This window comes from Agromyces sp. Marseille-Q5079, assembly GCF_051016555.1.
GTDB lineage: Bacteria > Actinomycetota > Actinomycetes > Actinomycetales > Microbacteriaceae > Agromyces.
In genome coordinates this window covers 534661-547182 of record NZ_JBPEJF010000001.1, presented here as the reverse complement: position 1 = coordinate 547182, position 12522 = coordinate 534661, and the positions used below count along the sequence as shown (strand labels likewise).

Below are 12522 nucleotides of genomic sequence, written 5' to 3'. Positions count from 1 at the left end.
AGCGCGCTGCAGGTGCGCGCGCGGGCGGGCGGGTCAGATCCAGTCGCGGCGCACGGCCTCCGCGCCGAGCTGGATGCGCGTGGACACGCCCGCCCGATCCATGAGCTCGGCGACGCGCCGCTGCACGGTGCGCACCGAGATGCCGAGCTGTGCGCCGGCCGCGGCATCCGTCAGGCCCAGGAGCAGGAGCCGCAGCAGGTCGCGATCGATCGACTCGTCGACCTCCGATTCGAGCGCGCCGTCCTCGACGAGGCGGGTCGCGGCGCGCCACGCCTCCTCGAACATCGCGTTCACGAGATCGAGCAGGCCGCTCGGATGCACCAGCAGCGCGCCCGACACCTTGCGATCGCCGTGAGAGTACATCGGCAGCAGCGCGAGCGACCCGTCGGCGACGAACAAGCGGGTCGGCAGGGTCGGCAGCACCCGGATCTCCTCGCCGAGCGGCATGACCTCCCGCGCCTGGTCGAGGAATCGCGGGCGCTCGAGCACGGATGCCTCGACCACGACGCGGTACCGGACGCCTCGTTCGAGGGCGCGGTCCTCCTCGGTGTTCTCGCTCCCGTCGAGCAGGGCCACCTCGTGGAGCACGAACGCGTCGACGCGCTCCTCCGCCGCGGCCTGCAGCTGCCCGAGCCGCTGCCGCACCGCCTCGGGGCCGAGCACCACGTCGACCACGTCGGGCACCTCGCGCTGCACCGCGCCCTGCCGGTAGAGCTCGCTGAGCTGCACGAGCGTCTCATGGGCCTCGGTCAGTCGGCGTTCGCGCTCGAGCAGCATGGGCCGCAGTGCGAGCGCGGGCGGTGAGGCGACCACCCGGTCGGGCGCGAACGCCTGCCTGGCGAGCAGCCCGATGCGTTCGAGTTCGTCGACCACGGCCTGCACGCGTGCCACCGGCAGGGCGGCCGACCGGGCGATCTCGCCGACGTCGGCGGAGGGCGTCGAGAGCAGCAGCCGGTAGACGGCCGTGTGCTCGTCGTCGAGTCCGATCGCGTCGAGCATGCGCGCCGTTCCCTTCGCCGAGGCCGTGGCGAATCGCGGCCATGGCACTTCTCCGCCACCACCCTAGCCCGGCCGCTGTGACAGCGTGCTTGCAAGCCAGCACACATGCGAGAGGGTTCCCTATGCCACGAAGCAGCCGAACATCCGCGCAGCGACACCGTCGTTCGATCGCAGCCGCCATCAGCGGCCTCGCGATCGGCATCGCCGGCGTCGGCGCAGCCACGCTCCCCGCGATCGCCGAACCGATCGACGGGGGAGGTGCCCCGCCCGCGGCATCCGGCGCGTCCCCCGCCGCATCCGCGGGCGGCACGCATCTCGTGACCCTCATCACGGGCGACCGCGTGCGGGTCACGGACCTTCCCGACGGCGCGCACACCGTCGACGTCGAGACGGCCGTGCCCGGCGCCGCCGTGCAGACCCTCGAGATCGACGGCGACCTGCACGTGCTGCCGCAGGCGGCGCTGCCCTACCTCGCCGCCGGCGTGGTCGATCGCGACCTCTTCAACGTGACGCAGCTCATCGAGTACGGCTACGACGACGCGTCGGTCAGTGCGACGCCCGTCATCCTCGAGTTCGCCGACGGCCCGGCCGCCTACGGCGCACCGCTCCCCGGCGTCGAGATCGGCGCGTCGCTCGAGAGCGTCGGCGGTGCGGCGGCGACCGCCGACCACGCGACCGCGGCCTCGACGTGGAACGCCCTCACCGCGGCATCCGGCGCCTCGACCTTCAGCACGGAGGTCGAGCTCGGCGGCGGCATCGAGGCGATCCACCTCGATGGCAAGGTGCAGGCGACGCTCGACTCGAGCGTGCCGTGGATCGGTGCTCCCGCCGCCTGGGAGGCCGGCTTCACCGGCACGGGCGTCACGGTCGCCGTGCTCGACACCGGCTACGACGACACCCACCCCGACCTCGCGGGCCGCGTGCTCGCCGAGGAGTCGCGGAGCTTCGTGCCGGGCGAGGCGGATGTCGCATCCGACCTCCACGGGCACGGAACGCACGTCGCCTCGACGATCGCCGGCACCGGCGCCGCGAGCGGCGGTGCCAACCGCGGCGTCGCCGACGGCGCGGACCTGCTCGTGGGCAAGGTGCTCGGCGCCGACGGCTCGGGCCAGGACTCGTGGATCATCGAGGCCATGCAGTGGGCCGGCGAGCACGCCGACATCGTGTCGATGAGCCTCGGGTCCTCCGAGCCGTCCGATGGCACCGACGTCATGTCGGAGGCGCTCGACACGATCTCCGAGCAGACTGGCGCGCTCTTCGTCGTGGCTGCGGGCAACAACGGCGCACCCGAGGCGATCGGCGCTCCGGGCGCTGCGGCGAAGGCGCTCACCGTCGGTTCGGTCGCCGACCCGACCGGCGCGCTCTCGTACTTCTCGAACCAGGGCCCGCTCGCGTTCTCGGGAGCCCTGAAGCCCGAACTCGTCGGCCCCGGCGAGGACGTCACGGCCGCCCGCTCGGCCGACAGCCCCGGCGAGGGCTCGTACGTCGGGATGAGCGGCACCTCGATGGCGACGCCGCACGTCGCCGGCGCCGCGGCGCTCCTGAAGCAGCAGCACCCCGAGTACACCGCCGACCAGCTGCGCGCCGCGCTCATCAGCACGGCGAAGGACGTGGGCCTCACCTCGTACGAGGGCGGTTCGGGCGTCGTCGACCTCGAGACCGCGATCGATGCTCCCGTCATCGCGTCGGGCTCCGGCGACTTCGGCATGCTGTCCTGGGGCGAGGAGCCCGAGCCGGTCGTGCGCACGATCGACTACGCGAACCGCAGCGCCGACGAGGTCGTCGTCGACCTGGCGGCGTCGTTCACCGGCGCGCCCGACGGCGTGCTCGCCCTGGGTGCCGAGCAGCTCACGATCCCGGCCGGCGAGTCGCGGTCCGTCGACCTGAGCGTCGACCCGTCGAAGGTCGAGACCGGCAGCCAACTGTCGGGCGCGCTCACCGCGAGCATCGACGGCATCGAGGTCGCACGCACCGCGCTCGGCACGATCGCCGAGCAGGAGCGCTACGACCTCACGGTCACCGCGACCGGCTTCGACGGCGAGCCGGTCGAGACGTACGCCGTGCTCTACGACGTCGCGAACGACTACTACGTGCCGATCATCGTGAGCGGCGAGACCACCATGCGCCTGCCCGACGGCGAGTACGCCGTCATCGCGTACATGACGGTCGACCACGCCGTCGACGAGTCGGTGACGGTGCTGGTCGGCGACCCCGACCTCGTGCTCGATGCCGATGCCGAGGTCGCCCTCGACGCTCGGGCCGCGAAGCCCGTCACGGTCGACGTGGGCCAGGACGGCCTCGAGCCGTGGTTCAGCCGACTCGACCTGCGTGCCGACGCCTTCACGTCCAGCTACATCGACGCCGTGACGAGCGACGGGTTCTACGCCCAGCCGATGACCGCGCCGAACGCCGACTCGTTCACCTTCACGAGCCGGTGGCGGCTGCAGCAGCCGATGCTGGGCCTGAAGGCCGGCAAGGAGCGGCTCGACCTCATCGTGCAGCCGGGTTCGACGCTGCACGACGCCACGTTCAAGTCGGGAGCGGTCGATGCGGGCAACGGCAGCGCCGAGGCGTTCGCCTCGGTGAAGGCGGCCGGCAAGGTCGCCGTCGTGACGCGCTCGGCCGAGGTGTCGGCGTCGCAGCGCGCGGCGAACGCGCTCGCGGCCGGGGCGGTGGCCCTCCTCGTCGTGAACGACGCCGACGGCGAGTTCAACGAGTGGGTGGGCAGTGAGGACTACACGTCCTCCGTCGACCTTCCGGTCGCCGGCGTCAGCGGCGTCCAGGGCCGTCGCCTCCTCGAGTCGATCGCGGCGAAGAAGGTCACGATCACCGGCGCGAGCGAGCCGGCGCCCGACGAGGCGTTCGACATCCTGCGATTCAGCGACGGCTCGGTGCCCGAGGACCTCGACTACCACCCGAAGGACCTCGCGCGCATCGACACGACCTTCCACGGACAGACGGGCGCGCTCGTCGGCGAGTTCCGCTGGGACTTCGATCCCGTGACGCAGTACTCGGTCGGCCAGATGCTCCGCACCGAGCGAGGCCTCACCCGCACCGACTGGGTGAACACCGACCAGGTCGAGTGGAACGAGGGCGCGATGCTGATCGACGCCGCCTGGGAGGTGCGCGACCTGAAGCGCCGCTACGAGCCCGGCGCGGTCGCGGAGGCCACGTTCTTCGGGCCGATCGTGCGACCGTTCGTGGGTCCCGGCTACTGGGCGCCCATGCGCGAGGGCGATTACGCGCAGGTCAACGTCCCGTCGTGGGCCGACGGCGGCAGCCCGGAGCACACCGGTGCGTTCGACGTGTTCGCGCCGATGGACGACCGCTCGCAGCTCACCGAGGTCTGGGTCGACGGCGAGCTCCGCGCCTCGGTGCCGTGGCAGTCGGCGACGGTGTTCGACCTCCCCGAGGGCGAGAGCGAGTTCCGCGTCCTGAACACGGCGGTGCACGACGGCACCTACATCCCGTCGTCGACGAAGACGCTCACCGAGTGGACCTTCCGCTCGACCGGAACCGTCGCCGACTACACCGCGCAGACACTGCCCATGATGCAGGCCTACTACGACGTCGAAGCGGATGCCGAGGGTCGGGTCGGCTCCGGACGCAAGGCCGGCAAGCCGGTCGAGCTCGGCCTCGAACTCAGCCACATCGAGGACGCGATCGGCATGGCCCAGCTCACCGGCGCGACCCTCGAGATGCGGGTGGTCGGCGGAGACTGGAAGCCGGTCGCACTGGCGGATGTCGCGGCCGACGAGGCCTCGGCCACGCCGATGCTCAACTACCCGGTCGAGCGGCCGTTCCTCGAGACCTACACCGCGAAGCTCCCGGTGCCCGACGCGGGCGCCTGGATCGACCTCCGCGTCACGGCGGCGGATGCCGCGGGCAACACGTTCTCGCAGGAGATCGAGCGCGCGTTCGAGGCGGCTCCGGCGAAGGGCGGGCACGGCAGCGGCCATGGCGGCGGGCAGCCCGGGTGGCCGCACGGCGGTCACCCCGGCGGCGGTCACCCCGGCTGGTGGCACGGCGGTCACGCGTGACGTGAGGTCCTGAACCCCACAGCGCGCCGCGGCGTCGACCGATCTCCGGATCGGACGGCGCCGCGTCGTCGTGCCCGTCGTGCCCGTCGTGCCCGTCGTGCTCAGTCGAGCACGACGCCAGGTACCTCGGACAGGTCGAAGTACACGGGGAGGTCGCGCGAACGTGCGATCGCGACATCCTGGTCGGCGCCGCGCGACTCGCCCGGCAGCCTGAGCACGGCATCGCAGCGCTGGAGCAGGCGTTCGGCGGTCGGGTACATCACCTGCCCGGCGAGCTCGTCGTCGGGTCCGCTCGCGCCGGCGCTCCGCAGCACCGGCAGGGCGACCCACTCGCCGATCATGGGCACGTGGCCCGCTCGGAAGAGCGGCCAGGCCGCCGTCTCGAGTCGTGCGAGGTTCTGCTGCATGAGGGCGGGGTCGCCGTTCGTGCCCGAGGCGTACGGGCCGGCGATCAGGATCATCATCGAGGTGGTCATGATGCCGAGAATAGGACATAATCGTGAAAGAACGTGAAATAACCTGAAGGAGTGCGAATGCTGGCTGCGGTGCGACGAGACCTCCTCCTCGAGCGGCTCCAGCGCGACGGGCGCATCGTCGCCAAGGAGATCGCCGTCGAGCTCGACCTGTCCGAAGACAGCATCCGGCGCGACCTCCGCGAACTCGCGACCGAGGGCCTGCTCACGCGCGTCTACGGCGGCGCGATCCCGGCCTCCCCGGCAGTCGCCGACTACGGCGCGCGCACGGAGATCGCCTCCGAGAGCAAGGACCGGGTGGCGGCCGCGGCCGCCGAGCTGGTGCTGCCCGGGTCGACCGTGATCCTCGACGGCGGCACGACCACCCTCTCGGTCGTGCGGCACCTGCCGCGCGGCCTGGACTGCACGATCGTCACGCACAGCCCCACGATCGCCGTCGCCCTGCTCGAGCACGCCGCCGAGGTCATCCTGCTGGGCGGGCGTCTCTTCAAGCACTCCGCCGTCGCCTCGGGCTCGGCGGCCGTCGAGGCGGCGGGCCGCATCAACGCCGACCTCTTCCTGCTGGGCGTCACCGGCATCCACCCGACGACCGGGCTCACCACGGGCGATTCGGATGAGGCCGCCATGAAGCGCGTGCTCGCGTCCCGGGCGGCCGAGACCTACGCGCTCGGCAGCGTCGAGAAGGTCGGGACGGCGTCGGCGCACCAGGTGCTGCCGCTCGACCAGGTCGCGGGCCTCGTGCTCGACGCCGAGGCCGACGCCGCCGCGCTCGGCCAACTGCGCGACACCGGCGTCCGCATCATCGAGGCGGCGCACCGCTCGCACTGATGCGCGACCGCTCGCGAGCGGCGAGTCCGTCGCCGGTCCGTGCGAGCATGAGGGGATGACCGCCGAACCCCCGCCCGCGTCCCGAGCGGATGCCGCGGACTGGCGGTCGGCGCTCGCGCCGCTCTCGGCTCGCCCCGGCCCCGGCGCCGGCGTCCGCGGCGACGTGGGCAGGGGCTCGGCTCCTGAGGCCGCCGGCCGGCCCGCACCGTCGAAGCGCCTCGGCCTGCAGTTCGAGCTGCGCCGCAAGGTCACGAGGCGCAGCGGCCAGTGGCAGGGGCCACGCGACGAACCGGCCCGGCGCGCGGCATCCGTCGACCGTCTCGCGGTGCGGCCCGTCACGCAGGGCGCGCGCGGCGCGTGGATCAAGTCGGGCCTCACGTGGCAGAACATCGCCTACCAGGGCGAGGCCGGCGGGTTCGATCCCGCCCAGGCGCGGTGGTTCGCCCAGTTCGCGCTGCTGAAGGGCAGCTCGCCGAGCGTCTACACGACCTACGGATCCGAGTGGGTCACGCTCGACGAATTCGAGAGCCCGCTGCTCTGGGCGCTGTTCGCCGAGGCCGGCCGCCTGGGCGTCGCCCTGGTCGGGTCGGATGTCACGCCCGACGTCGTCGTGCACGGCTCGGCCTCGATCGCGCTCGACGCGCACGAGGGCGGCGGCGCGCTGACGCTCACGCCCGAGCTCGCGTTCGACGACGCGGCCGGCTCGCTCGCGGACGCCCGCGCCATCGGCACGCACGGCGTCTACCGCTACGACTTCGACGACGGACGCATCGAGCTCGCGGGCTTCGCCGAGCCGATCACCGAGTCCGCCGGGGCGCTCCTCGCGAACCCGGCCGCCGCATCCGTGCGGGTGCCTGCCGCCGACCTGCCCGAGTTCCTGCGCCGCCACCTGCCGGCGCTCGCCCGGTCGATCCCGGTCGTGAGCCGCGACGGGTCGTTCACGCCGCCGCCGCCCGTGCCGGCCGAGCTGGTGCTCGACCTGCGATTCGAGCCGCACGACGTGCTGCGCCTCGCCTGGCACTGGCAGCACGCCGACGGGCGCGTGACGCCGGTCGGGGCATCCGACGGGGTCGACAGCAGCGCCGCCGTCGCGGCCTCCATCGCCGAGGCGGCCGACGACCCCGACCTCGACGACGACCTGCTCGCCCGCGTCGCCGACGTGCTCGGCTGGGTGCCGCTCGACACCGTGCTCCTGCGCGGGGTCGACGCGGCCGAGTTCTGCGCCGAACGCCTCCCGGGGCTCGAACGGCTCGCCGAGCGGCATCCGCTGCGCATCGAGGTCGAGGGCGACCGCCCCGACTACCGGCTTCTCACCGAGCAGCCGAAGGTGCGCGTGACCACGGTCGAGTCCCGCAAGACCGACTGGTTCGACCTCGGCGTGATCATCACGATCGACGGCAGGTCGGTGCCGTTCATGCCGCTCTTCCGGGCGCTCGCGAAGGGGCAGCGCCGGCTGCTGCTCGTCGACAAGACCTACCTGATGCTGAACCAGTCGGTGTTCGACCCCCTGCGCGACCTCATCGAGGAGGCCGGCACGCTCGCCGAGTGGGAGACCGGGGTGCGCATCCACGCGAGTCGCACGAGCCTGTGGGCCGACTTCGAGGACCTGGCGGATGTCGCGGAGCCGGCGGTCTCGTGGCGCCGCACCGTCGAGGCGCTCGAGCACGGGCGGGTCGAGGAGCTGGCCCAGCCCGACGGCGTCGTGCTGCCGCTCAGGCCCTACCAGCTCGCCGGGTTCCGCTGGCTCGCCTACCTCTGGCGGGCCCGGCTCGGCGGCATCCTCGCCGACGACATGGGACTCGGCAAGACGGCGCAGACGCTCGCGCTCATCGAGCATGCGCGCGCTTCGGGCGGCGACGGGCCCTTCCTCGTGGTCGCACCCACGTCGGTCGCCTCGAACTGGGTGCGCGAGGCGGCGCGGTTCACACCCGGCCTGCGCGTGGCATCCGTCACCGCGACCGAGGCCAAGCGCAAGGGCACCATCGCGGATGCCGCGGCCGGCGCCGACCTCGTCGTCACCACGTACGCGGTGCTGCGCCTCGAGGCCGAGGCGTTCGGCGCGCTCGAGTGGGGCGGACTCGTGCTCGACGAGGCCCAGTTCGTCAAGAACGCGGCGACCAAGGTGCACGCGGCGGCCCGCGGCATCCGTGCGCCGTTCCGGTTGGCGGTGACCGGCACGCCCATCGAGAACGACCTCGGCGAGCTGTGGGCGATCCTGCAGCTCGTGGCGCCCGGGCTGTTCCCCTCGCGGCGGGCGTTCGACGAGCAGTACCGACGCCCCATCGAGCAGGACGCCAACGCCGGCCGGCGCGAGCGCCTGCGGCGGCGCATCCGCCCGCTGCTGCTTCGGCGCACGAAGGACGTCGTGGCGCCCGAGCTGCCGCCCAAGCAGGAGCAGGTGCTCGAGGTCGCGCTCGCGCCCACCCACCGGCGCCTCTACGACGCGGTGCTGCAGCGCGAACGGCAGAAGCTCCTCGGCCTCATCGACGACCTCGACCGCAACCGGTTCATCGTCTACCGCTCGCTGACGCTGCTGCGCATGCTCGCGCTCGATGCGACGCTCATCGACGACGAGCGCTACGCGGGCGTGCCGTCGGCCAAGCTCGACGCCCTGTTCGAGCAGCTCGACGACGTGCTCGCCGAGGGGCACAAGGCCCTCGTGTTCAGCCAGTTCACGTCGTTCCTCGGGCGGGCCAGGTCGCGCCTCGACGCGGCGGGCGTCCCGTACGCCTACCTCGACGGGTCGACCCCGGTGCGCCGCCGCGACTCCGAGATCGCGCGGTTCCGCGACGGCGAGGCATCCGTCTTCCTCATCAGCCTGAAGGCGGGCGGATTCGGCCTGAACCTCACCGAGGCCGACTACGTGTTCCTGCTCGACCCGTGGTGGAACCCCGCGAGCGAGGCGCAGGCCATCGACCGCACGCACCGCATCGGCCAAGACAAGCAGGTCATGGTCTACCGGCTCGTCGCCTCCGACACCATCGAAGACAAGGTCATGGCGCTCAAGGCCCGCAAGGGCGCGCTCGTCGCGTCGATCCTCGACGCCGGAGTCGACGGACCCGAGGGACCCGACGCGGATGCCGCGGGTGCGCGAGCCGCGGAGGCGCTCACGGCCGACGACCTGCGCTCGCTGCTCGAGGGCTGACTGCGGCCCGAGCGGCGTGGCGGCCGAGCGGCCGGCGACCGAGCGCCGACGCATGGGCGGCTGAACGTCCGGGTGTCCGAACAGTCGAGCGCCGAACAGCCGAGCGGCCCGACTCGCGTCGGGCCGCTCGGCTCGGTTCAGTTCGGTCGGGTGTCGCTCAGCGGGTGAGCACCGGTGCCGCGACGCCCTGGGTGCGCGCGCGGCTCGCCACGCGGCGACGGCGGAAGAACTTGTCGCCCTCGACGACCACGAGCAGCACCAACGTCAGCCCGATGCATCCGAGCCACTGCCAGCCCGTGAGCGAGACGGTGCCGAGCGCGCGCTGCAGGAAGGGGATCTCGGTCGACGCGACGATGAGCAGGACCGGCCAGACCAGGATCTTCGCCACGGCCGCGATGGGCGCCAGCAGGCCCGACTCGGGGGTGCGACGCATGAGCAGCGCGCTCAGCACGGTGGCCAGGCCGAGCACGACGTAGGCCATCGTCATCGACGCGGTCGGCTCGGTCGGGCTCGGGGCGTCGGGCCCCCAGAGCAGCGGCACGAGCGCGATGAGGAAGATGACGGCGCCGTAGACGAGCCATTCGACGAGCGACACCCGATTGACGACGCCGATCCTCGGATCGCGCGGCGGGTGGTTCATGATGCCCGGCGGGTTCGCGTCGGCGGCGATCGCGAACACCGCGAACAGCGCCACGAAGAAGTTGATGAACAGCACCTGGGCCGGGAAGAGCGCGACGCCCTCGGCGATCGAGAACGCGCTCGCGGCGAGGAACAGCATGATGAGGCTGAGGAGCTGCGTCATCTGGAAGCGCAGGTACGCGGTGATCTTCGAGTAGACGATGCGGCCGATCTCGACGGCGTGCACCAGGGTCGCGAAGTTGTCGTCGGTGAGCACGAGCTTCGCGGCCTGCTTCGTCACCTCGGATCCGGAACCCATCGCGACGCCGATGTTGGCCTGCTTGATGGCCGCCGCGTCGTTCACGGCGTCGCCGGTCATCGCGACGATGGCGCCGTCGGCCTGCAGGAGGCGGACCAGCCGCAGCTTGTCGTCGGGCGTGACCCGGCCGAACACGTGCAGGTCGGGCAGGCGGCCCGCGAGCTCGACGTCGTCCATCTGCTTGAGGTCGGCGCCGCTCACGGCCCCGGTGCCGAGCCCGAGCTCCGCGCCGATCGCCCCGGCGGTCACGGCGTGGTCGCCGGTGATCATGCGCACGTCGATGCCGGCGTTGTGCGCGATGGCGACGGCGTCCTTCGCCTCGGTGCGCAGCGGGTCGACGATGCCGACGATGCCGACGAGCGTCAGTTGCTCGACCGACGACATCGGGTCGGCCGCGATGCGGCCCTCGTCGCCGTCGTCGAGGAACCGGACGGCGATGGCGAGGGTGCGGAGGCCGGTGGCCGACATGCGCTCGAGCTCCGTGGTGGCCGAGGCGGATGCCACGGGCACGACCTCGCGCTTCTCGTCGAGCATCGTCGTGCAGCGGCCGAGCACCACGTCAGGGGCGCCCTTGACGATGAGCACGAGCCGCTGCTCGCCGCGGAAGGGGATGCGCTGCAGGGTGGCCATGAACTTGTAGTCGGAGTCGAACGGCACCTCGGCGAGGCGCGGGTAGTCCTTGCGAGCCTGGTCGGCGTCGATGCCGAGCCGCGCGGCGAGCACCACGAGCGCGGCCTCGGTGGGGTCGCCCACCACGTCGCCGTCGGATGACACCGTCGCATCGTTCGGCAGCCCGATCGCGAGTCCGAGCGTCGGGGCGTCGAGCGGTTCGTCGGAGGTGCCGAGCACCTGGCCCTCGAACGAGTAGCCCTCGCCCGTGACGCGGTAGGTGTTGCTGCCGAACCAGGCCGTGCGCACCGTCATCATGTTGAGCGTCAGCGTGCCGGTCTTGTCGGAGCAGATCGCGCTCGTCGCGCCGAGCGTCTCGACGTCGTTCAGCGACGTGACGATCGCGCGTTCCTTCGCGAGCTTGGAGGCGCCCCAGGCGAGCAGGCTCTGCACGAAGACCGGCAGGCCGGTCGGGATCGCGGAGATCGCGACGGCCGTGGCGAGGAAGAGCAGCTCGTCGAGGCTCTGCCCGCGGGCGAAGCCGATCAGCACGATGACGAGCACGGCGCTCCAGGCGATGATGCCGAGCACCTTCGTGAGCCCGTCGAGCTCGAGCTGGAGGGGCGACTTCTTGTCGCCGACCTGGGTGAGCAGCGAGGCGATGCGGCCCATCTGCGTGCGCATGCCGGTCTCGACGACGACGATGCGCGCCGTGCCGCGCGTGACCGAGGTGTTCTGGAACACCATCGACGTGCGGTCGGCGAGCGCGGTGCCGGCGGAGTTCTCGGCGGGGCCCTTCGGGATGGGCAGCGACTCGCCGGTGAGCGAGGACTCCTGCGTCTCGAGGTTCGCGGACCGGAGGATGCGGCCGTCGGCCGGGACGAGGTCGCCGGACTCGAGTTCGACGATGTCGCCCGGAACCAGCCCGGTCGCGTCGATCTGGAGCAGGACGCCGTCGCGGATGACCCGCGCCTTCGGCGTCTGCAGCTTCGCGAGCGCGTCGACGCTCCGGCGGGCTTTCACCTCCTGCTGGGTGCCGGTGATGACGTTGAAGAGCACGAGCACGGCCACGATGATCGCCGTCGTGACCTGCCCGATGACGAGGGAGATGATCGTCACCGCGATGAGCATCAGCGTCATGAGCTCGAGCACCTGGCTGAGCGCGATGCGCCACACGCTCGGCGGCGGCGCGCTCTGCAGGGCGTTGGGCCCGGCATCGGCGAGGCGCTTCTCGGCCTCGGCCGCGGAGAGCCCGTGCGCGCCCTCGCTCTTCGCCTGCGCGATGACGTCGTCGGGGGCGAGTGCCCACCATTCGACGCCGTGCTCCTCGGCCGTGCTGTTCGGTGCTTCGATGGTCACGCAAACCCCCAGAGGTCGTGCGACACGAGCCCCCGGATGCCGTGCCGACACTGCACACACTAGTGCGAAGGCCGGTGCATGCGGGAGAGACTTCGGCACGGATCTCTTGTTGCGGAATGCAACGCACGAGCG

At 72.2% G+C, this 12522-nt stretch carries 6 protein-coding genes; 3 read left to right on the top strand and 3 right to left on the bottom strand.

From position 1 onward, the window contains the following. Window positions 1-33: 33 nt before the first annotated feature. Window positions 34-999: a helix-turn-helix domain-containing protein gene (locus ACR3IO_RS02540; RefSeq protein WP_434069585.1), complete on the bottom strand. Its 966-nt coding sequence runs from the start codon at window positions 997-999 to the stop codon at window positions 34-36. Between the two features lie 122 nt (window positions 1000-1121). On the opposite strand from ACR3IO_RS02540, the gene ACR3IO_RS02535 reads away from it, so the two are divergent. Beyond that, window positions 1122-5039: a S8 family peptidase gene (locus ACR3IO_RS02535; protein ID WP_434069584.1), complete on the top strand. Its 3918-nt coding sequence runs from the start codon at window positions 1122-1124 to the stop codon at window positions 5037-5039. A gap of 101 nt (window positions 5040-5140) precedes the next feature. On the opposite strand, the gene ACR3IO_RS02530 is transcribed toward ACR3IO_RS02535, so the two are convergent. Continuing rightward, window positions 5141-5515, bottom strand: a complete 375-nt coding sequence (locus ACR3IO_RS02530) for a DUF4406 domain-containing protein (RefSeq protein ID WP_434069583.1) — start codon at window positions 5513-5515, stop codon at window positions 5141-5143. A 57-nt stretch (window positions 5516-5572) separates the two neighbouring features. Between ACR3IO_RS02530 and ACR3IO_RS02525 the strand changes: the two genes are divergently transcribed. Both ACR3IO_RS02525 and ACR3IO_RS02520 read left to right on the top strand, forming a co-directional pair. Beyond that, entirely contained in the window at window positions 5573-6340 is a 768-nt protein-coding gene (locus ACR3IO_RS02525) for a DeoR/GlpR family DNA-binding transcription regulator (protein ID WP_434069582.1), read from the top strand. Between the two features lie 55 nt (window positions 6341-6395). Further along, on the top strand, window positions 6396-9485 hold the full coding sequence (locus ACR3IO_RS02520; protein ID WP_434069581.1) for a DEAD/DEAH box helicase: 3090 nt from the start codon (window positions 6396-6398) through the stop codon (window positions 9483-9485). Between the two features lie 157 nt (window positions 9486-9642). On the opposite strand, the gene ACR3IO_RS02515 is transcribed toward ACR3IO_RS02520, so the two are convergent. Continuing rightward, entirely contained in the window at window positions 9643-12390 is a 2748-nt protein-coding gene (locus tag ACR3IO_RS02515; protein WP_434069580.1) for a cation-translocating P-type ATPase, read from the bottom strand. Window positions 12391-12522: the final 132 nt, after the last annotated feature.

Excerpts from the sequence above, each read along its gene's own strand:
- ACR3IO_RS02535 (WP_434069584.1), top strand. The coding sequence starts at position 1,122 with ATGCCACGAAGCAGCCGAACATCCGCGCAGCGACACCGTCGTTCGATC.
- ACR3IO_RS02530 (WP_434069583.1), bottom strand. The coding sequence starts at position 5,515 with ATGACCACCTCGATGATGATCCTGATCGCCGGCCCGTACGCCTCGGGC.
- ACR3IO_RS02525 (WP_434069582.1), top strand. The coding sequence starts at position 5,573 with ATGCTGGCTGCGGTGCGACGAGACCTCCTCCTCGAGCGGCTCCAGCGC.
- ACR3IO_RS02540 (WP_434069585.1), bottom strand. The coding sequence starts at position 999 with ATGCTCGACGCGATCGGACTCGACGACGAGCACACGGCCGTCTACCGG.
- ACR3IO_RS02520 (WP_434069581.1), top strand. The coding sequence starts at position 6,396 with ATGACCGCCGAACCCCCGCCCGCGTCCCGAGCGGATGCCGCGGACTGG.